The sequence below is a fragment of the uncultured Ruegeria sp. genome, from assembly GCF_947500045.1.
Classification (GTDB): Bacteria; Pseudomonadota; Alphaproteobacteria; order Rhodobacterales; family Rhodobacteraceae; genus Ruegeria.
On the sequence record NZ_CANMQQ010000001.1, the window covers coordinates 591,191 to 611,886 of the forward strand.

Below are 20,696 nucleotides of genomic sequence, written 5' to 3' on the forward strand. Positions count from 1 at the left end.
GGCCTGATCATGCGATCACAAGTGGCCGTGCCGCGTAGGCCCGTGTCATTCTTCGCTTTCCGCCGCCTCAACCAAGGTTATTGCGCCATCGTCCAGCAGGGCACGGATCGCTGCCACGATCTGAGACATCGCCTCTTCGGCATCTGATTGTTTGACCCTCCCACGCTCTGCCATTTCTTCCCTTAGATTGTCCGCCATACGAGAGGACATGTTGGCCAAAATGAACTCGGCCGTTGCGAGGTCTTCATCGGTGCTGGCACCAGCCAGCGCGGTGACAAGGATTGGTTGGTCCACGCCGCGCAAAATCGCGGGGATATCGCGGGGATGAATGCGCTGGGGCACATGAGAAAAGACAAAGATCGATTGGCGTACGCTATTGGCAAACTCGGCGTCTTCCTCATCCAGAGCGTTAAGAAGACCGTCCCGCGTGGCTGCGGCGGACTGATTGAGGATCGCACCCACCCGCGCACCCGGTCCGTCCCGGAAGGCAGGCTCAGGGCGTTGATCCAATTGGGCCGCCAGTGACCAGCCGATCCGCTCCACCGCCTCGGGTGTGACATCGGTTGTTTTCGAAACCGCGTAGGTGATCCGCCGTGCGGTGGGGCCGGGCAGGTGGCCCAGCAACTGCGCGGCTTTGGCAGTTTCAAGTTTTGACAGCATGACGGCAGCGACTTCGGTGCTTTCCGCCTTGGCCATTTCGGCCAGATCTTCTGCGGGCACCTCGCGCAGACGTTGCCATGGGTCACCGATCTGGCGCACACCAGCCACCTTGCGCAGCCGGGCAGCCGTCGCCGGGGCGATCTGACCGTTCACCGCATCCAACGCACCTGCCAACCCGTGCGGGAAAGAAAGCCCGACCCCATCCAGCGCGTCGGCAAATTCCTGTGCAACAGAGGCGAGCGTCACACGATCAACCAGCCCCATTCGTCCGAGTTGATGGGTCAGTTGTTCCTGTAACAGGTCAGGCAGTTCCTCAAGCGGGATATCCGCGCCTTCGTTCAGAAGAAGCCGGACCACAACTGCAGCCTTTTCCCGATTGCTGAGATTGCGCGGGACTAGGCGCGGGGCGTCGGTTCCCGTGTTTGCCACCGGGGCCTGCGCGCCCGGTGACATCTGCACCACTAGGTTTGTATCCTGCATCTGCCTGCATTGCCAAAATTGCGTTGCAGGCAGATTAGCGAGAGTCGGGTAAAGAAACCCTGAAACTCAGTAGCTGTAGGTCAGCCCGGTGCGAATTGCCTCGCGCAGCGATGCCTCGGCCCAAGTGCCTTCACCGCCCCGCGCCTTAATCTCACGCCATTGGGCGATGGCCAGTTCGGTCTTACCCTCGGCGACGAACCCCTGACCCATATAGCTGCGGGCGAGGATGTTGTCCGGATTGATCTCGATGGCTTGCTGATAAAAGGCGTTGGCCAGCTCCAGCTCACCCATTTTGCGATAGGTGAAGCCCCAATAGGTCTGTACCCGATCGTCATCCTGATCCATGACACGCAAAATACCCTGCGCATTCTCGTACTGCCCGTCATACGCCAGTTCGCGCACGGCGTCGTACAGCTGATCTGAGGTAAAATTGGATTTGTTGGGCTTAACACAGCGTCCGGCAGCTTCGTCATAGACGCGGCCAAACAGGCATTTCTTGGTAGTGTTGGTTGGCTTGGGCGGGCTGCTGTCTCCGCCACCCGCAGCAAGGGCCATGGGTGCAAAGGTAAAGGCCTGAAGAACGATGGCCGAGGCTAGTACGAGACGCATTTTCCTACTCCATTGTCAAAGTGACTTGTCAAAATCATAGCGTGATTTTCAGAAAAGCTAACAATTGACAGTTCGCTTTTATTCAGAAGCAGGAAATAAAAGTTTCAGCTGTTGACGATTTTCATGCAGCTTTGGCTCTCTCCGTCCCATACTGTGCCTTCTGCACAAGATTGGGTTTGCTTAGTATGCCCGTTACAGGCAAGTCCAGCCGTGCCCACACATATAAGAGCAATCGTGCATAAAGCAGTTCTTAGCATTTTGTTTCCCTTTCGCGGAAAATGTGCCAGTAGATTACCCCATTTTCGCCGATCTGGCAAAAAACAAAGCCCAGCCTGAACAAGCAGGCCGGACCGTCGTTTAAGTTCTGTGTGGATCAGGATTATTCGCCGAACACGCGCGCGAAAATCGTATCGACGTGCTTGGTGTGATAGCCGAGATCAAATTTTTCCTCGATCTCTTCCGGGCTCAGCGCAGCGGTGACATCGGAGTCTGCCAGCAGTTCCTCTTTGAAATCAGTACGGTGTTCCCAGACCTTCAGCGCGTTTCGCTGAACCATGGCATAGGCATCCTCGCGGCTGACCCCTGCTTGGGTCAGCGCAAGCAGGACCCGCTGACTCATCACTAGGCCGGGGAACTTGTTCATGTTCTCGATCATGTTCTCGGGGAAGATCAGCATCTTGTCGATCACGCCGGTCAAGCGCGCCAACGCAAAATCCAGCGTGATTGTGGCGTCTGGACCGATCATACGCTCGACCGAGGAATGCGAGATATCGCGCTCGTGCCAGAGGGCCACATTCTCCATCGCCGGAATCACTGCCGCGCGCACCATACGCGCCAGACCAGTCAGGTTTTCGGTCAGTACCGGGTTTTTCTTGTGCGGCATTGCTGATGAGCCTTTTTGACCCATCGAGAAGAATTCTGCCCCTTCCAGCACCTCGGTCCGCTGCATGTGGCGAATTTCAATGGAAATATTCTCGATGCTACTGGCAATCACACCCAGCGTGGCAAAGAACGCCGCATGGCGGTCGCGCGGGATGACCTGCGTGCTGATCGGTTCGGGCACCAGACCCAGCTTGTCACAAACGTGTTCTTCAACCTGAGGGTCGATATTGGCGAAGGTCCCAACCGCGCCGCTGATCGCGCCGGTCGCAATTTCCGCGCGGGCGTCGCGCATGCGGGACAGGTTGCGATCCATTTCGGCATAGAAACGGGCAAAGGTCAGGCCCATGGTCGTAGGCTCGGCGTGGATGCCGTGGCTGCGGCCGATGCGGATCGTGTTCTTATGTTCGATCGCGCGTCGCTTCAGGGCGGCCAGCAGACCTTCGATATCGGTAATCAGGATGTCAGCGGCACGGGTCAGTTGCACGTTGAAGCAGGTATCCAGCACGTCGGAAGAGGTCATGCCCTGATGGACAAAGCGCGCCTCATCGCTGCCCACATGCTCAGCCAAGTGGGTCAGAAAGGCGATGACGTCATGCTTGGTGACGGCCTCGATCTCGTCGATGCGGGCAACGTCGAATTCCACGTCCTTGGCTTTCCAAACGGCATCGGCGTTTTCGCGCGGGATCACGCCCAGATCGGCCATCGCATCGCAGGCGTGGGCCTCGATCTCGTACCAGATGCGGAATTTGGTCTCGGGCGACCAGATGGCGACCATGTCAGGGCGGGAATAGCGGGGAATCATTGGCGGCAGCACCTTTTTGTGATTGGGATGAGGCGTTGGCGCGGGGTTTAGCCGCGCATTCACAAGGGAACAAGGCGCGAGTGCTTGGATGAGACGGTTTGCCCTGATTTTGTTGCTCTGGCCCGGAGTTTTGGCTGCTGAAGAGTTCCAGCAGTTGACAGGGAATGAGATTCTCTTGGCACTTTCGGGCAAAAAACTCGATTACGGTGAAGGTGTCAGCCAGACCTTCGACGACCGCATGCATACACTGTACTTTTCGGGCCACCCCAGCGCGGGGCGTTGGGCCGTGCGCGAGGATCGATATTGTTCGGTCTGGCCGCCGTCGGATATCTGGGCCTGTTATGATGTAAAGCAACTCGGCGATATTATCCGGTTTGTCGACGATGCAGGCGGAACCACTGACGGAACTTACACCGAGTGACACTGCCCAAGAATATCGATGATTTCCAAGGGGTTTGGAGCCTGACGCGCGTGATCCGGGATGCGCGTGCGAGCCAGGTCATCCATGCTGATGGCAAGGCGGAGTTGCAGCACGATGCACGAGGGTTGATTTATGATGAGACGGTCACACTGCGCATCCCGGGCCAACCCGCGATGACAGGGATGCGCCGTTATTATTGGCGCGATGCAGGGGATCAGATCGCCATTCACTTCGACGATGATCGTTATTTTCACGGGCTTAGGCTGGGTCAAACCCGCTCCGAAGACCACCATGATTGCCCGCCTGACAGCTATGATGCACACTACGATTTCTCAGGATGGCCGTGCTGGACGGTCCGCTGGACCGTGTCCGGTCCGCGAAAATCCTATGAAATGGAGACCAAATACGCTCGGCGATAGCGTAATCATCTTGCAGCAACGGCCCGGAACGGGCATTGCTGCAGGTGCAAATAAGTCCGAACGTGGAGAAATGAGATGAACGCAAACGTACTGGCCAACGCATTTGGCCCGCGTGAGGGGACCGCGCTGCGCATCAAGCAGGTGGCTCTGGTTGTCCTGGGTATCGTTGCTCTGGCTGTTGCTGCCAAAATCAAAGTGCCGATGTGGCCGGTTCCGATCACCATGGGTACATTCGCCGTACTGACCATCGGCACCGCTTATGGCACGCGCCTTGGCCTGATCACCATGCTGGGTTACCTGCTGGTTGGTGTGCTGGGCTTCGACGTGTTTGCCGGGTCCTCGGCCGAGAAATTCGGCCTGACCTACATGATGGGTGGCACCGGTGGTTATCTGGTCGGATACCTGATGGCGACCATTCTGCTGGGTGCATTGGCTGCGCGTGGCTGGGATCGTTCGGTTGGCAAGCTGGCGCTGGCGCTGGTTCTGGCCAATGTCCTGATCTATGTGCCGGGCCTGCTGTGGCTGGGTCAGCTTTACGGCTGGGACAAGCCGATCCTGGAATGGGGCCTGACGCCGTTCCTGGTGGGTGATGCGATCAAACTGGCGCTGGCAGCGCTGCTGATCCCCGGCTTGTGGAAACTGCTGGGCGACGCGCGCACCTGATTCTGCAGCGTCAATCAAGATTACAGCCGCGTTCGGAGCGATCCGAGCGCGGCTTTTTGTTGCTGGCAGAACAGGATACTGGACAAATCTGTTCCAACTGGGCCAACCTGATGCGAGAAACTAATCAGGTTATTAAGATATGCGTAAATTATTAAGTATGACGCTGACTGCCTGTGTCGCGGCTTGGTCGCTTGGCGCGTCGGTGCAGGCGGACACGCCTGTGACGTATACGGACGAGGGGCGGGCTTTGTTCCGCTTTGAAGTTCCCGATTTTTGGACCCTACGCACCGGCGGCCCACGTGAGATCGAGGATACGGAACTGGGCGATGCCCGCGCCGTTTCACGCGTCATGGGGATGAGGCCGGTCACCGATGACAATGTCTGGATGGGCTTTGTCTCACCCTCGCGTGTTTCCAGCATTCAAGATGGCCTGCGCTATCTTGAAGATATCGACAAGTTTCTTGTCAAAGACCCGACCGTGACCAGCACCAGCGATACCCGGATTGGCGGGCTGCCCGCGCATGTCGTTCGGGGTACCGGTAATCGGGACGGGCGCGGTGTGAACTTTACCGCAACGGTGATCGACTTGCCGCGCGGTCGCGTGGCCATTGGGGTTGCGATCCTGCAAGACGGGTCTGACCCGTCTTATGTTGATGCCCTGAACGCCGTTTTCGCGTCGTTCCGGTCTTTGCAGTAAGGAGGCTCGGATGACCCGCAAACTGATAAAACGGTCCGTTCTGGCGCTGGGACTTGGAACCGCGGTTTTCACATTGTCAGCCTGCGATGGCGTCACGGTCGGGGTAGGGTATGGCGTGGGCTATGACCCGTACTACGATTCGATGCTGTGGAACGATTATTACCACGATCACGACGTAGATGTGGACGTGGATATCAATCGGCCCGATAGACCTGATAGGCCTGACCGCCCGGTGCGCCCGAACCCGCCAGCAAGGCCGAAACCGCCGATCGCAAAACCACCGTCGCGACCGCATCCCCCAGTGGCGCGTCCTCCGGCGGCGCGACCACCGATCCATCGACCGTCACCGCGGCGTCGCTGATGGCATCGGGGCAGCTTGGTCTGCCCCGAAATCAACTCATCCGGTTTGGGGGAATGGCCCCTTAGGCTCGTCCGATTATGTGAACTCCAAGTCTGTGCTAGACTAAAATCTGAGCGGGCTTGGTTCATGAATTCCTTTGTAACCATCACCTATCGAATGTCATTGCCCGCCCGATCTTTGCCAAAAGGAGACGACGATGCTGACAGAAGAACAGCTAAGAGCCATTGCAGCCGCGTTCTGCGGTATCCTGATTGTGCCCAACATCAATCTGCCGAACCCCTATCGCATCAATCTAAATGCCAAAGCCATTCCTGAAGAAATAATCGATGAAATAGAAGATGATATGGGCGAATTTGGCTTTGCTGGCCACCCACGCGGACCGTTTGGAAAAGATATCCGCGATGCCTTTATGGAGATTTCATTTGATCAGAGGGGATGCGTCTATTCGATTTCGGTTGTTGGTGGGGTCAAGCGCGGTCTTGGCGCAACAAGACGCCGAGAGACGCACTCAACCGACTGGAAGAATCCCTGATCCGAACGAGTGTCACGATAGAAGTTCGGTTGTGATATGGGCCGAACCCTCAAGTGTTCGATGCACCGGGCATTTATCGGCGATTTCCAGCAGTTTGGCCTTTTGGTCCGCGTCCAGCGGACCTTCCAGCCGGATTTTCCGGCGGAACTGATCGACCTTGCCTTCGCTCGCCAGCCCGGCATCCTGCGCGTGAACTTTGTCGTGGCATACATCGACGGTGATACCTGTTAAGGGCCACCGCTTGCGGCGGGCGTACATGCGAATGGTCATCGACGTACATGCTCCCAGCCCGGACGATACGAACCCATAGGGTGACATACCCCGATCCGTACCGCCGTATGACGCAGGTTCGTCAGCGATTGCATGGTGGCGCGGGCCTGACTGGATGTCTTGCAGGAAACCCGACGGGTCTGCCTCGGTCACGCGGACGATACCTTCAGGAGCGCCCGGTGGCGGTGCGGGAGGGCACAGCTTGACGTAACGGGAAACCCATGCCGTGGTGACATCGGCTGCATAATCCGCATCCGCCGCCCGCGTGATCAGGTGGTCGGCATCATCTAGGGTGACAAAGCTTTTGGGATGTTTCGCTGCCATAAAGATGGTGCTGGCATTGTCGACACTGACTGTGCTGTCACGCGGCGCGTGCAGGATCAGCAGGGCGGCCTTCAGATCAGCGATGGCCGGTGTAAGCGCGGTTTCCGAAATATCCTCGACAAAGGCGTTACCGATACGGAATGGGCGGCCCCCCAGCGAAACCTCTGCGCTGCCTTGCGATTTTATCTCGGGCAGGGCGGCTTCGAAATGATGGGATACATGACCCGGATCCGCAGGTGCCCCAAGCGTTACCACAGCCTTTACCGACGGAATGCCCGCACGTGCGCGCAGGACAGCGGCACCACCAAGTGAATGGCCAATCAGAAGGGATGGCGCCATATCGCGGCCCGCAAGGTATTGCGCGGCTTTGACAAGGTCCTCGACATTCGAAGTAAAGGTCGTATTCGCGAACTCACCGTCAGAGTGGCCAAGGCCGGTAAAATCAAACCGCAGAACCGCAATACCCATTGCGGCAAGTCGCGCCGAAATACGCCGCGCTGCGGGAATGTCTTTTGAGCAGGTAAAGCAATGCGCAAACAACGCCGTCGCCAGAACCGGCCCGTCCGGCAAATCCAGGCGCGCGGCCAATTGGCTGCCGTCGAATCCGGCAAAGGTGATGCGTTCGGTGGGCATGATAAGTCCTTGGTCGTCAGGTTTCGACAATACTGTGCATTGGGGGCAGGCGGCTCAACCCCTATGTCAATCGCGTAACAGGAAGGTGAGAAACCGAGAAGCGCTTAGGCACCCGCTTGATAGATTTAGGTGCGCTACCAGAGTGAAAAATAAAAGATCATTATCTGTGATGTGTGATCGTTTAAGTATTCATTTTACTTATTGTCTTGAGATTCCCAAATTGAACTCATCGCAATGACCCAAAGCGGAGGCCAAAATGGCATATACCACACCTGTACCACCAAGCCCGGCAATTCGCCCCGGAGTTCTGTTTGCCATCCTATTGACTGGCGCAATTGGTTTTGCGTTGGGGCAAAGCTTGCCGCTGGTCAGCACTAACGGGAATGCGCCCAGCCTTACCGCGCCCGAAGATTGGCATGGCAATGTTAGACGGTCACACTGGTCTAACTAGGCTAAGGCGCTTAGATAATCCCCATCAATTGTGCGTCGAACGGATATTTTGTCAGGTTTTCGTACCCGTCTTCTGTGATCAGCACTTGATCTTCTAGCTTAATCGAGAAGTCGCCGCCAACCTCGCCAACCGCTGCTTCGACGCACAACACCATGCCCGGTTCCAACTCATAGTCGTATGCCCCCGCAACCGCTTGATCGGGATAAGCGACCAAGGGCCATTCATCGCACAATCCCACGCCATGCATCAGGCAACCGTATTTCTGTGCCTGAAACTTGTCGTCCAGCCGGTGGGCATTTGCGGTCAGGTCCGGAATCGCGACCCCAGGTTTCAGCATTTCCATGTTGGTCATGATATGCTCATGCGCGTGTTGCATGGTGTAGATCATATCAGGGCGTGGCTTTTGATCTCCGATCCACCAGGTGCGCGAGATGTCGATGCAAATGCCGTATGATCCAATCAGGTCAGTATCGAACGCGATGATTTCATTCTGCTGGGTGACGCGGGGCCCGCATTCCTGAAACCAAGGGTTTGTGCGCTGACCCGAGGTCAGAAGCCGGGTCTCGATCCACTCACCGCCGCGCCGGATGTTTTCGGCATGCAGTATGGCCCAGATATCATCCTCGGAAGTCTGTCCATCCCCGACATTTGCACGTGCGAACCGCTCCATTTCGGCCACTGCGGTCTCACAGGCATGGTTGGCGCAGCGCATGGCGAGGATTTCGTCAGGGCCTTTGATAGCACGGGTTTTCTCGGTGAGCTCTTCGCCCTCCTTCACTTCAAACCCTTGCGCCTCTAGCGCGCGCAAACCGTGCAGCATGATCTTGTCGACGCCAAGCCGCATTTTACCGCCGCCATGTTCGCCAATCAGAGCGCGCACTTCGTTCGAGAACACATCAGCCGCGACATCGATTTTATCACCCCGATCGAAATAGAACAGATCCGCGCCCGAGCGCTGTTCGCGCACCAGTGGATTGAATTCCGACAGGAACGGCGAATTCTTATAGTCCCAGATCACCATGTACCCGTCCGCACAAACCAGCACGGCCCGGAACGGGTTATGGGTGTTCCAAAGCTGCATATTGGTGCTGTCTGTCGCATAGCGGATGTTCAGAGGGTCAAACAGCAAGACGCCGCCCCAACCCCGAGTGACAATCCCCTGCACCAGCCGCTTCCAGCGATATTCGCGCATCCGCTCCAGATTGGGCAGGATGAGCCCGGCGGCCGCCCATTCATCAAATGCTCGCTGCGTTGGCCCGATCTCGATTCGATCACTGTCGTTCGGCGTTCCGTCGCCGAGCGTGGCACCCCTGGAAGGATCAATCTTGCGAATGTCGCGATATGGTATGTCCACGGGCGGGCCCTTTTGCTTGCGTGTACAACCTGCAAAGCCAAAAATGTTGTGTCTCAAAGGTTTGCGACTGTGTTTGGGTCGTTTTTTGACCGACAGTGTCAAAGAGGGGTGCTATGCCTCGGTCATGACAGTGATATTGCAGCAAACCATCCCATACAATCCGCTTGCGGCGAACCCGTTGCCGGGTATCAAACCGGCTGATCCCCAAAACTGGCTGCACCGGGACGATGCGTTCGACACCCAACTGCAACGCCGCGCCGAGCTTTTGGCGCAACGAGAATCAGATGTTCTGGCCCTGAGTTCAGAGGCGCTGAAACCTGCGCAAGAGTTGCTGGAGCTGGTTCTTAAGCAAGCCTATCCCGATGCCTCGGATCAGGTTTTGCGACCCGACGGGACAGTGGTCGAGATTGATTGGTCACACCCGCTGGAGACACTGTGCCTTCTGGTGCAAGAGGATTTCTGCATTCTGCAAAAAATAGGGGACGAGCATGTTCTGACAGGTGCGATCCTGTGCTTTCCGGCTAGCTGGATGCTGTCCGAGAAGTTCATGCGCCCACTGATTGCAATCCATGAGCCCGTCGTCGCCTATGACCCCAACATTGCGCGCAGAGTTCAGCGCCTGTTCGATGGCATACAACCAGACCGCCCACTGTGGCGGTTCAATGCCCTTTGGTACCCGGATGCCGAACTGTTCCAGCCGCGCAGCATCACCCAGCGGCGCCCGCCGCAGAACCAGGACACGGCTCGCTACCTTCGCAGTGAGCGCCAGACCCTATTGCGCTTGCCGCAGACGGGTGCGGTGGTGTTTGCCATCCACACCTATGTGATGGCTGCCGAGCGGGTCGCCAAATTAGAAAACCCCGCCTGATGGCGGGGCTTCCAAGGAGGGTCTTCGGTAATTTGGTTACATGCCTAGGACGGTTGCGACCTCGCCAAATGCATTTGTGATGTTCAGGCCAAAAATCGCGGTCGTAAAGGCCAGCACCTGAGTGTTGAGGCGAAAATCCTCGCCCCGGATTAGATTGACTGCAGCCAGAGAAACGGCAACCGGTGCCGATATGCTGGCAACCGCACCAGTCATTCCCCAACTGGTCAGTCGAAGGATGTCACTGGGGCGGTCTGTTTCGTCCGTAACAATAGTCTGCTCAGAGTTGTTTTCAGACGCGGGGGAATCGGTCTCGGTGCGGAACGCGATGCTGAGAAGTTGGTCATCGCTCAGTTTGATTGGGCGCGGCTTTGTTTGGCTCTTTGTTTCAAATTGCATCGGGTCGGGGTCAGGTAGATCAAGCCCTGCGAAGGGACCGCTGATTGTTTCGAAAATCTGTTTGCGATTTCGAGAACTGCGCGGGGCAAATGAATCAAACGCACTCATGAATTGTTCGATGGTCAGTACGGTATTGGGCGACAACCATTCGACGCGCCGTGTCGTGCAGATGTCCACCATGCGGTAGAGGATCACAACCAGCATCAATTCAGAAATCTCGCTGTCATCCAGAAGTTTGGAAACCGGACAAATCGTGATCGTCAACCGATTGCAGGGTGGTGCCACGACTGGGCGCGCCTTGGTTCTTAGGCCTGCGGTTCTGTCCATCCGCTCATGATGGCTGTGTTCGAATTTTTTGGGTTCGGAATCCAACGTCAGGCGCACAAGGTATTGGCTGCTGACGATACTGGCCTCAGAGGTGCTGATGAGCGTCTTGCGCTCGACCAGATGACCATAGTCCCCGAGTGTGGTCGAAACGACGTCGCAAAGACGCTCGAGCGCGCCGTCTGCCGAGCCGTCGAATTGGAGACCGCCATGGTACATATGTTTCGAGGTCACAGCATGTTCCTTTGCCGTAATAATCTTCACAACAGACTAACCGGCGAAATGGTGCAAATTTTGACGGAAATGCAAAAAAGTCAGAAATTTCAGCGATTGATTACGCTTTGGAAACCAAGAAAAACACGGTTTCCCTAAATTTATGTGGCAACAATGTGGCTAAATTCGGGTGCGCCGATGTCGATCCTTTGATCACCTCAATTGTCGATTCGCGCGGCCATAATGGCGATAGATTGCTGATAGACCGTGGCTGCGTTCCATTGCTGGATAACTGCGTAATTGGGTTCGCCCTTTTGATAGCCACGACCTGGCTTCCACCCTTTCTTACGTAAGAAATTCGCAGTCGAGGCCAACGCGTCAGTCATGTTATAAAAGTCGACTTGGCCGTCCCCGGTGGCGTCCACACCAAAGGCCAACGCGTTGCCGGGCAGGAACTGGGTATGACCCAGCTCGCCATGTTTTGCCCCTTTTGTCGCCATCGTGAGGCTGCCCTGATCGACCAATTTCAACGCTCCAATGGCGTGCGGAACAAAGAACTCGGATCGGCGACAATCATAGGCCAATGTTGTGATTGCGGAAACAACCTGGCTGTCTCCCATGAAATTTCCAAAGCCTGTTTCCATGCCATGAATAGCAATCAGCACACCCGCCGGGACGCCGTATTGGCGTTCCAGCGCGGCGTAAAATTGCGGATTGCGAGCTTTACGTTTGCGCCCTTGTGCAACGATGACGTCCGCCCCACGCACCTGCATGAACTTGTCTAATGAGTATTTGAAACTCTTCTGATTGCGATCTGCAGCTATGGTACGCGTGGCGTATTGAGTTTGCGCCAATGCTTTCAGACCCTTCTTTTTGACACCCGCGCGTTTGGCTGTTTTGGCGAAATCGGTTTTCCAGGCCTCAAATCCATTGCTGGTGTTGCCGCAGGGGGCAGACAATGCCATCGATGGCAAGAATATTGCGATAGCCGCATAGAAACTAATTCGAAGCATGGGTGAAATCCGGTGGTTGAATAATCACCGTCAGCCTACGCCCTGACTGACATCCCGCAAAGCAGTTTAATACAGGTCCAGTTCACCCGTACCTTTAAGGCTTTCAAACCACTCATCCGGAGTTTTGTCGATTTTGGCATGTTTAACCATCATCGCGTTCATATTGGGCAGATGAGAAGAATCCGGCCAGTCGTCCGGTTGCCAAAGGTTTGAACGGATGATGCATTTTGGGCAATGTGCAAAGACGGTTTCGACGTGGATCAGTAGTGCCAGTTTAGGTGCGCGACCTCCGACAGCCATTTTTGAAAGCAGTTCAGGATCGGCGCATATCATTGCTGATCCACGCAGGCGCAGCGTCTCCATTTTACCGGGGACAAAGAAAATAACACTGACGCGCTGGTCTTTCAGGACGTTATGAAATGTGTCCAAGCGCTTGTTTCCCGGTCGATCCGGGATCGCAATCATATTGTCCGACAGAACCTGCACGAACCCTTCGGGATCGCCCCGCGGAGAGATATCAAGGTGGCCGTCCGGGTTGGCCGAAGCGATCAGGCAGAATGAGGAGGTGCCGATGAATTCGCGGCACATCTCATCAAGTGCGGGTAATTCCTTGGCAACGATTTGGGGCAGTGGCTGGCCGCAAATTCGAACCAGCTCCTCTTCCGAGGTCACAAGATCTGAATATTCAGAAAACGGTGTTTCAATTGCGGGCATGTGCTTTCTCCGCTGGGTACTGTGTCCCGAGTTTGGAAGATCATCCCTTATCCGTCAAATCTTGTGTGGCTGACAAAAAAGGGCGCCCATTGGGCACCCTTGCGAGAATTTTCGTCGAAAATTCTTGATCAGCAGCTGTAGTACATGCCGTATTCAACCGGGTGCGGCGTATGCTCGTAGGTTTCGACTTCTTCCATCTTCAGTGCGATGTAACCGTCGATCTGGTCTTTGGTGAACACGTCGCCCTGCAGTAGGAAGTCGTGATCGGATGCCAGCGCTTCCAGAGCTTCACGCAGGCTGCCGCAGACGGTTGGGATATCGGCCAGTTCTTCGGCGGGCAAATCGTACAGGTTCTTGTCCATGGCTTCACCAGGATCGATCTTGTTCTTGATCCCGTCCAGTCCAGCCATCAGCAAAGCAGCAAAGCACAGATAGGGGTTGGCCGCTGGATCGGGGAAACGGGCCTCGACGCGCTTGGCCTTGGGGCTTTCGGTCCATGGAATACGAACGCAACCCGAACGGTTGCGGGCTGAATAGGCGCGCAGAACAGGGGCTTCAAAACCGGGGATCAGGCGCTTGTAGCTGTTGGTGGCCGGATTGGTGAAGGCGTTCAGGGTCTTGGCGTGTTTCAGGATGCCGCCGATGAAGTACAGTGCCTCATCCGACAGGTCCGCATATTTGTCGCCAGAAAACAGCGGTTTGCCATCTTTCCAGATCGACATGTTCACATGCATGCCGGTGCCGTTGTCGCCATAGATTGGCTTGGGCATGAAAGTAGCCGATTTTCCATAAGCGTGCGCCACGTTGTGGATCACATACTTGTACTTCTGCAGCTCATCCGCCTGTTTGGTCAGGCTGTCAAAGATCAGGCCCAGCTCGTGCTGGCACGACGCCACTTCGTGGTGGTGCTTGTCGACCTTCATGCCAAGGCGCTTCATGGTCGACAACATCTCGGAACGCAGATCCTGGGCTTCGTCGATTGGGTTGACCGGGAAGTAGCCACCCTTGACACCAGGGCGATGGCCCATGTTGCCCATCTCATACTCGGTATCGGTGTTCCACGACGCATCGGTCGCATCAACTTCGAAAGATACCTTGTTGATAGTGTTCGAGAAACGGACGTCATCAAACAGGAAGAACTCGGCCTCTGGGCCCATATAGGCAACATCACCGATGCCCGAGGATTTCAGGTAAGCTTCGGCTTTCTGCGCAGTACCACGCGGGTCGCGGCTGTAGGCTTCACCGGTGTCGGGTTCAACGATCGAGCAGTGCAGGCACAGCGTTTTTTCGGCATAGAACGGATCGATATAGGCCGAGGTGGTATCGGCGATCAGTTTCATGTCCGAGTTTTCGATCGACTTCCATCCCGCGATGGACGAACCGTCGAACATGAAGCCTTCTTCCAGGAAGTCTTCGTCAACCAGATCGACGTCCACAGTTACATGCTGCAGCTTGCCACGCACGTCAGTGAAACGAATATCGACATATGCAACGTCTTCTTCGCGGAGTGTCTTGAGCACTGCGTCTACGCTCATTCCCTTGGTCCTTCTGATGGATGTGTTTGTATTCAATTAGAATTAGAGTGCGTCGGAACCGGTTTCGCCGGTACGGATGCGGATTGCTTGTTCGACCGGAGAAACGAAGATCTTCCCGTCACCGATCTTGTCGGTTTTTGCTGCCGATACGATCGCTTCGATGGCGGCATCGACCTGATCGTCGTCCAGAACCACTTCGATCTTCACTTTGGGCAGGAAATCGACCACGTATTCAGCGCCGCGGTAAAGTTCGGTATGGCCTTTCTGACGACCAAAACCCTTGACCTCGATCACGCTCAGGCCTTGTACGCCCACGTCCTGCAGCGCTTCTTTCACTTCGTCCAGCTTGAACGGCTTGATGATCGCTTCGATCTTTTTCATTCCAGCTCACCTTGCATGGTTGTCTTGATGGCACTGATCACGTCTAAGATTGTGCGGCAATCCGATAGCTGTGTTGGTGGGCGCCAGATGCGGGGAAAGCGAGCTATGGATCAATTTTTGATCGCATTGCACAAAAAGTAATCAAAATGGAATCGTCCGAGGGGTTGAGATGACGAAACTGCTGACTGCTGGGCAAATGCGTACCATCGAACAGGCTGCAATCAAGTCTGGGCAAGCAACGGGCCTTGAGCTGATGGAGCGCGCCGGAGAAGGTGTCGTTGCTGCGGTTTTGGAAGAATGGCCGGAACTGGCAGAAAGCTCTGGCCGTGCGGTGGTTCTATGCGGTCCTGGTAACAACGGCGGCGACGGTTTCGTGGTCGCGCGGTTGTTGCGAGGGCAGGGGTGGCAGGTCGAGGTGTTTCTGTATGGCGATCCCACCAATCTGCCACCGGATGCGCGGGTGAACTATGACCGATGGGAGGGGCCAACACACAGTGTGGCCGATTTTGGCCGGACGGAATTTCAGCATCCGAACCTTTCCATTGATGCGCTGTTTGGCACCGGGTTGGCGCGACCGATCGAAGATCCTGCAGTGTGGGAATACCTTTGGGCGCATGATGATGCAGCAGACGCGTGGGAAATGCGCAGACATGGCTGCGGTACAGATATCGCTCCGCCACGCACTGTCGCAATTGATCTGCCGTCGGGTCTTTGTTCAGACTCGGGCAAAGTTCTTGGCGGCGCGTTTCCGCAGCATGGTCGCCGGTGCGCGCGTTCCGCCCTGACGGTCTCGTTTCACGCACGCAAGCTTGGGCATATTCTGAGCGACGGTCCATCCTATTGCGGTCGGCTGATCGTGAAAGATATCGGACTGGACCCCAAGGCTGACGGTACAGAAGTGGCAAGTTTGGTAGCACGGCCAGCTAGCCTCAGCCTCAGCAAGAGTGACCCTGACCACAAGTATTCGTATGGACACGCCTTTGTCCTGACAGGTGGCGTTGGAAAAACCGGGGCCGCACGGTTGGCAGCCCGCGCAGCATTGCGAATAGGTGCAGGGCTGGTGACGCTGGGCGCACCACCCGCAGCACAGATGGAGGTCGCGGGCCAGATCACCGCGCTAATGCTGCAGCGGGTCGATGCGGGTGATGAATTATCCGATTTACTGCAGGATGAGCGGTTGAATTCGCTTTGTCTTGGACCCGGCTTGGGGTTGGTGCGTTCGCGGGAACTGGTGCCCGTCGCGTTGGCGTCAAAGCGCCGAACTGTTCTGGATGCAGATGCGATTTCGGCGTTTGCCGATCAACCCGCCGAACTGCTGGATGTGTTGCATGACAAATGTGTTCTGACACCGCACGGAGGCGAGTTCGCCCGTTTGTTCCCTGATATTGCTGAAAAGCTAAATGAGAACCCGGCAAAGGGCCCAGCCTTTTCCAAGGTGGATGCAACCCGTAAAGCGGCGGAACGGGCAGGGTGTTGCGTGCTGTTCAAAGGTCCTGACACGGTTATCGCAGCGCCGGGCGGGCAATGCTCGGTCAGTTCTGCCCGATATGAACGCGCAGCGCCGTGGCTGGCGACAGCCGGATCAGGCGATGTTTTGGCCGGGTTTATCACCGGATTGCTTGCCCGCGGTTTCGAACCGTTTCAGGCGGCGGAAACGGCAGCCTGGTTGCATGTGGAATGCGCGCGGAACTTTGGGCCCGGGTTGATTGCCGAAGATTTGGCAGATCAATTGCCAGCAGTATTTCGGCAGATTGGCAGTTAATGACCGATTGCTACCAAGACTGGCGAATTTGCGCTGCTGAGTGCAGCGCAAAACGCATAGCGGAAGTTTGCAGAATGCAACGGTCAGAGCGGTAGTTTTCTTGTATAATCAATAGAGTCGCTTTTTGAGACTCAGTTAATGGATCGAAATTCATATTGAATTCTTGATCTCGACTTAATGCTCTGTGGCGAAAAGCAATGAATATGGAACTTGGTCCGGTATCTCGGGAAACGCAGGATCCGGTGAATAGTTGAGCAGTATCAAACTCGTAAAACCATCCACGGTGAATAATATGACAGTGAATTTCAAACTGACTTCAATGGCAACGGTACTGGCTGCGTCAACCGCACTGCCTGCCGCCGCTGAACTGAAATACGAAAACAATACGGGCGGTTATGTGCTGCTTTATGGACAGCTGAACCCGGCCTTGATCTCGGTCGACGACGGAGAAGACACTGAGACCCGTGTGCTGGACAACGACCTTTCGAACAGTCGGGTCGGACTGGAATTGTTCCAGCCATTTGGCAACAATGATTTCACGTTCCGTCTGGAGACCGGACTGGGCCTGCCGAATTCAAGCGAGTGGAACCAGTTGGGAACTGATTTCAGCGGCTGGACCCGTGAAGATATCCGTCACGCCGATTTTGCATTGGCAGGTGACTGGGGTAAATTCTCGGCTGGTCAGGGTAGCATGGTATCGGATGGCGCTGCCGAAGCGGACCTGTCCTATGTTGGGACCGCACTCTATTCCTTCACCAATGACGAGAATGGCGGTTTTTTCTACCGTGGCACCGACGGTCTTCTGAGTGATATCACCGTTGGAGATTCCAGCAGCAACTTTGACGGGGGGCGCCGAGGTCGCGTTCGCTATGACACGCCTGAGTTCAGCGGATTCAAGGCCGGGATCGCATATGGTCAGAATATCCTGTCCAGCGACGATGACGACGACTACTACGACATCGGTTTGAGGTATAACAACACCTTCGGTGGCGGGGTCGAGTTTGCTGCGGCATTGGCATATGCCGTTCGCTCGGCTGACGATGGATCGGGAGATCGCAAAGACACAATCGGGTCGGCCTCGGTTCTGCTGCAAAGTGGTCTGAGCTTTACCGTTGCAGCAGGCACGCGCGATAACGATGCGGATGGCGCATCTGATCCGAACTACTTCTACGGCAAGATCGCTTATGAGGACCAGTGGTTATCCTGGGGTAAAACCGGCATCGGGATCGACTACTACTCGGGCTCGGATTTTGAGAACGATGGCTCAAGCACAGATGCGTGGGGTATCGCCGTTGTTCAGCGTATCGACAGCATCAATACCGATGCCTACCTGAAATACCGTAATCACGACTTCGAAGACGGTGCCTCGTTCGACAACAACGAAGCCTGGGTGCTGGGTGCCCGCTGGAGGTTCTGATTTCGTCTTACTTTGCTAATCAAACGCCCCGGCTTGCACCGGGGCGTTTTTTCGTCCGGAAGATGGGCAAAACCGGGCTGAAAGGGCCATTGCCTCTTGCACGCGGGCGGCAGGGCAAATAGAAGGCGTCAAATTTGCCCGGCGCGCCCGTTTTGCGCGCCCCGAATCCTATGGGGACTACCAAAATGCAGGTTACCGAGACGCTGAACGAAGGTCTGAAACGCGGCTACAACATCGTAGTGACCGCGGCCGAGCTGGACGACAAGGTTAACGAAAAGCTTACCGAAGCACAGCCCGAAGTTGAGATGAAGGGTTTCCGCAAGGGCAAGGTGCCGATGGCACTGCTGAAAAAGCAGTTTGGCCAGCGCCTGCTTGGTGAAGCGATGCAGGAAACCATCGACGGTGCGATGAACAAGCACTTTGAAGACAGCGGTGATCGTCCGGCCCTGCAGCCTGAGGTCAAGATGACCAACGAGGACTGGAAAGAAGGCGACGACGTTGAAGTCGAGATGTCTTATGAGGCATTGCCTGCGATCCCCGAGGTTGACCTGAAATCGGTCGAGCTGGAGAAGCTGGTAGTCAAAGCCGATGACGCAGCCGTAGAAGAAGCGCTGAACAATCTGGCCGAGACCGCGCAGAACTTCAAAGCGCGCCGCAAGGGTTCGAAAGCCAAAGACGGCGACCAGATCGTGTTCGATTTTGTTGGTAAAGTTGACGGCGAAGAATTCGAAGGTGGTTCGGCGGAAGATTACCCGCTGGTTCTGGGCTCCAACAGCTTTATCCCCGGCTTTGAAGAGCAACTGGTTGGCGCGAAAGCCGAGGAAGAAAAAGACGTAAACGTCACCTTCCCGGAAGAGTATGGTGCCGAGCATCTAGCCGGTAAAGACGCCGTGTTCACCTGCACCATCAAAGAGGTGAAAGAACCGGTTGCAGCCGAGGTTGACGATGAGCTGGCAACGAAATTCGGTGCTGAAGATCTGACCGCGTTGAAAACTCAGATCGCTGAGCGTCTGGAAGCCGAATATGCCGGCGCATCGCGCGCGGTCATGAAGCGTGCTTTGCTGGACGCACTGGACGAGAAGGTTTCGTTCGACCTGCCGCCGTCACTGGTTGAGGCCGAAGCCAAGCAGATTGCACATCAGCTGTGGCACGAAGAAAACCCGGAGGTCGAAGGCCACGATCACGATCCGATCGAGCCCACCGATGAACACAATAAACTGGCCGAGCGCCGCGTACGTTTGGGCCTGCTGCTGGCAGAGCTGGGCCAGAAGGCCGAGGTTGAAGTATCTGACGCCGAGATGACGCAGGCGATCATGAACCAGGCGCGTCAGTATCCGGGACAGGAACGCCAGTTCTTCGAGTTCGTGCAGCAGAACGCTCAGATGCAGCAGCAGCTGCGTGCGCCGATTTTTGAAGACAAGGTTGTTGACTACATCGTCGAGCTGGCCCAGGTCGCAGACAAAGAAGTCAACAAAGACGATCTGCAAAAAGCCGTTGAGGCACTGGAAGAGGAATAATCCTCTTCCTTCCCCCCTGCTTGGGGTCATAAAAAAGCGGAGCCGCCTAGAATTAGACGGCTCCGCATGGGTGGCTTTGTGCTATGAGGTGAGGGGGTCAGGCCTCATGAGCAAAAGCACGGGGGGTCTGTAACAGAGCGGTCTTTTGCTCTGGTGTAAATGTGTCTGACAGGGCCTCGATCAGTTTCAGAACTGCCTGTCTTTCCTCTTCCGTCTTGGCCGAACTCATCTGTTCGACAAAGTATTTCTCAAGATCGGTAAGCGGTTTGTGGTCGCGGTTTGCAGGGCTGAGTGTTGCGGCCTTTTTGGCCTCGAACATCTCCAGTGCTTCTTCTTCCTCGATAAAGACATCGTGCCGGATGTCCGCGAATTCGCGAAGGCCCGAAATTCGTTCTTCAGAGCAATCCAGCAAGGCCGCCATGGCCGGGACTTTACCCATTGGAACGGTTTGGCCCACATAGTCGTAAGGAGCACAGTTCGAGCGTTTGAGGACGCGGTTCATAACCGGGTCAATCACGGTGATGATATCCTGAATACCGGCGTTGCGGCAGTACTCCAGGGAACCGATCATGAGCTCACAGGTCGCATAAGAGACGGAATTCTTTTCTTTACCGCGCGTCAGGCGCTGCGTGTCGACGCAAAAGCGGGTGGATTCCCACATGGTCGCGCTGCGCATCGGTGCCTCACCGCACAGAATATCCGAGAACACATCCGAAAGCATGTGCGGTCCGGTGGTCTGGAGTGCGCGTACTGCGGCCACGACGTTCCCCTCGTCGTCGAGACCGATTACATACGCTGGATCCAAGTGATCGAACTGGTCGATTTCCTTGCCGTCTTCTATGTTGACGTCCCATCCAAGTCGCCCGCCAAAAACCCGAGCGCGCAGTTCGAACATATCGTCAAGTACTTCCCCGAACAGATGTCTGTTCAGTCCATCAACTACCAAAATCATGTTAACCCCCTTCGAGTAATCTGTCTGTGGATAAGACGTTACTCGG

22 protein-coding genes are annotated in these 20,696 nt (G+C 55.9%); 11 read left to right on the forward strand and 11 right to left on the reverse strand.

What is annotated here, in order from left to right:
• Positions 1–45: 45 nt before the first annotated feature.
• From Q1B46_RS03025 to purB, 3 genes are all read right to left on the reverse strand, one after another.
• Positions 46–1,113, reverse strand: a complete 1,068-nt coding sequence (locus Q1B46_RS03025; RefSeq protein WP_299944726.1) for a FliG C-terminal domain-containing protein — start codon at positions 1,111–1,113, stop codon at positions 46–48.
• 93 nt (positions 1,114–1,206) lie between these two features.
• A complete protein-coding gene (locus Q1B46_RS03030; protein ID WP_299944573.1) occupies positions 1,207–1,749 on the reverse strand; it encodes a tetratricopeptide repeat protein in 543 nt (180 codons plus the stop codon).
• A 379-nt stretch (positions 1,750–2,128) separates the two neighbouring features.
• Positions 2,129–3,433: an adenylosuccinate lyase gene (purB, locus tag Q1B46_RS03035; protein WP_299944575.1), complete on the reverse strand. Its 1,305-nt coding sequence runs from the start codon at positions 3,431–3,433 to the stop codon at positions 2,129–2,131.
• A gap of 88 nt (positions 3,434–3,521) precedes the next feature.
• On the opposite strand from purB, the gene Q1B46_RS03040 reads away from it, so the two are divergent.
• The 6 genes from Q1B46_RS03040 (at position 3,522) to Q1B46_RS03065 (ending at position 6,526) form a co-directional block, all read left to right on the forward strand.
• The gene (locus Q1B46_RS03040; RefSeq protein ID WP_299944577.1) at positions 3,522–3,854 is read left to right on the forward strand and encodes a hypothetical protein; all 333 of its coding nucleotides are present in this window, start codon (positions 3,522–3,524) and stop codon (positions 3,852–3,854) included.
• A complete protein-coding gene (locus Q1B46_RS03045; protein WP_299944579.1) occupies positions 3,851–4,273 on the forward strand; it encodes a DUF6314 family protein in 423 nt (140 codons plus the stop codon). Before Q1B46_RS03040 ends, Q1B46_RS03045 begins: the two co-directional genes overlap by 4 nt.
• A 75-nt stretch (positions 4,274–4,348) precedes the next feature.
• Entirely contained in the window at positions 4,349–4,936 is a 588-nt protein-coding gene (locus Q1B46_RS03050; protein ID WP_299944581.1) for a biotin transporter BioY, read from the forward strand.
• Positions 4,937–5,075: 139 nt separating this feature from the next.
• Positions 5,076–5,633 carry a hypothetical protein gene (locus Q1B46_RS03055; RefSeq protein WP_299944582.1) on the forward strand — a complete coding sequence of 186 codons (558 nt, stop codon included), beginning with the start codon at positions 5,076–5,078 and terminating at the stop codon, positions 5,631–5,633.
• 10 nt (positions 5,634–5,643) lie between these two features.
• Positions 5,644–5,994, forward strand: a complete 351-nt coding sequence (locus tag Q1B46_RS03060) for a hypothetical protein (protein ID WP_299944584.1) — start codon at positions 5,644–5,646, stop codon at positions 5,992–5,994.
• A 196-nt stretch (positions 5,995–6,190) separates the two neighbouring features.
• Entirely contained in the window at positions 6,191–6,526 is a 336-nt protein-coding gene (locus Q1B46_RS03065; protein WP_299659850.1) for a hypothetical protein, read from the forward strand.
• A gap of 12 nt (positions 6,527–6,538) precedes the next feature.
• Here Q1B46_RS03065 and Q1B46_RS03070 read toward each other — a convergent pair whose 3' ends face one another.
• A complete protein-coding gene (locus Q1B46_RS03070) occupies positions 6,539–7,753 on the reverse strand; it encodes a bifunctional alpha/beta hydrolase/OsmC family protein (RefSeq protein WP_299944586.1) in 1,215 nt (404 codons plus the stop codon).
• Positions 7,754–8,009: 256 nt separating this feature from the next.
• On the opposite strand from Q1B46_RS03070, the gene Q1B46_RS03075 reads away from it, so the two are divergent.
• Complete coding sequence (locus Q1B46_RS03075) at positions 8,010–8,204, forward strand: hypothetical protein (protein ID WP_299944588.1); 195 nt, start codon at positions 8,010–8,012, stop codon at positions 8,202–8,204.
• Positions 8,205–8,214: 10 nt separating this feature from the next.
• On the opposite strand, the gene dddP is transcribed toward Q1B46_RS03075, so the two are convergent.
• Positions 8,215–9,558, reverse strand: a complete 1,344-nt coding sequence (gene dddP, locus Q1B46_RS03080) for a dimethylsulfonioproprionate lyase DddP (protein WP_299944590.1) — start codon at positions 9,556–9,558, stop codon at positions 8,215–8,217.
• A gap of 85 nt (positions 9,559–9,643) precedes the next feature.
• On the opposite strand from dddP, the gene Q1B46_RS03085 reads away from it, so the two are divergent.
• Positions 9,644–10,426: a DUF3445 domain-containing protein gene (locus Q1B46_RS03085; protein ID WP_366871381.1), complete on the forward strand. Its 783-nt coding sequence runs from the start codon at positions 9,644–9,646 to the stop codon at positions 10,424–10,426.
• Positions 10,427–10,462: 36 nt separating this feature from the next.
• On the opposite strand, the gene Q1B46_RS03090 is transcribed toward Q1B46_RS03085, so the two are convergent.
• From Q1B46_RS03090 to Q1B46_RS03110, 5 genes are all read right to left on the reverse strand, one after another.
• On the reverse strand, positions 10,463–11,380 hold the full coding sequence (locus Q1B46_RS03090; protein ID WP_299944592.1) for a hypothetical protein: 918 nt from the start codon (positions 11,378–11,380) through the stop codon (positions 10,463–10,465).
• A gap of 197 nt (positions 11,381–11,577) precedes the next feature.
• Positions 11,578–12,372, reverse strand: coding sequence for a lytic transglycosylase domain-containing protein (locus Q1B46_RS03095; RefSeq protein ID WP_299944594.1), 795 nt, complete (start codon positions 12,370–12,372; stop codon positions 11,578–11,580).
• A gap of 66 nt (positions 12,373–12,438) precedes the next feature.
• Positions 12,439–13,086, reverse strand: coding sequence for an MSMEG_1061 family FMN-dependent PPOX-type flavoprotein (locus Q1B46_RS03100; protein WP_299944596.1), 648 nt, complete (start codon positions 13,084–13,086; stop codon positions 12,439–12,441).
• A gap of 128 nt (positions 13,087–13,214) precedes the next feature.
• Positions 13,215–14,621 (reverse strand): type I glutamate--ammonia ligase, encoded by a 1,407-nt coding sequence (gene glnA / locus Q1B46_RS03105; protein ID WP_299659864.1) that lies wholly within the window; start codon positions 14,619–14,621, stop codon positions 13,215–13,217.
• A 42-nt stretch (positions 14,622–14,663) separates the two neighbouring features.
• Positions 14,664–15,002, reverse strand: coding sequence for a P-II family nitrogen regulator (locus Q1B46_RS03110; protein WP_299944598.1), 339 nt, complete (start codon positions 15,000–15,002; stop codon positions 14,664–14,666).
• Between the two features lie 169 nt (positions 15,003–15,171).
• On the opposite strand from Q1B46_RS03110, the gene Q1B46_RS03115 reads away from it, so the two are divergent.
• The 3 genes from Q1B46_RS03115 (at position 15,172) to tig (ending at position 19,698) form a co-directional block, all read left to right on the forward strand.
• Complete coding sequence (locus tag Q1B46_RS03115; protein ID WP_299944600.1) at positions 15,172–16,764, forward strand: NAD(P)H-hydrate dehydratase; 1,593 nt, start codon at positions 15,172–15,174, stop codon at positions 16,762–16,764.
• Positions 16,765–17,056: 292 nt separating this feature from the next.
• Complete coding sequence (locus Q1B46_RS03120; RefSeq protein ID WP_299944602.1) at positions 17,057–18,181, forward strand: porin; 1,125 nt, start codon at positions 17,057–17,059, stop codon at positions 18,179–18,181.
• Between the two features lie 185 nt (positions 18,182–18,366).
• Positions 18,367–19,698, forward strand: coding sequence for a trigger factor (gene tig, locus Q1B46_RS03125; RefSeq protein WP_299944604.1), 1,332 nt, complete (start codon positions 18,367–18,369; stop codon positions 19,696–19,698).
• A gap of 97 nt (positions 19,699–19,795) precedes the next feature.
• Here the strand turns inward: tig and Q1B46_RS03130 are convergent, their stop codons facing one another.
• On the reverse strand, positions 19,796–20,650 hold the full coding sequence (locus tag Q1B46_RS03130; protein ID WP_299944606.1) for an acyl-homoserine-lactone synthase: 855 nt from the start codon (positions 20,648–20,650) through the stop codon (positions 19,796–19,798).
• Between the last annotated feature and the right edge of the window lie 46 nt (positions 20,651–20,696).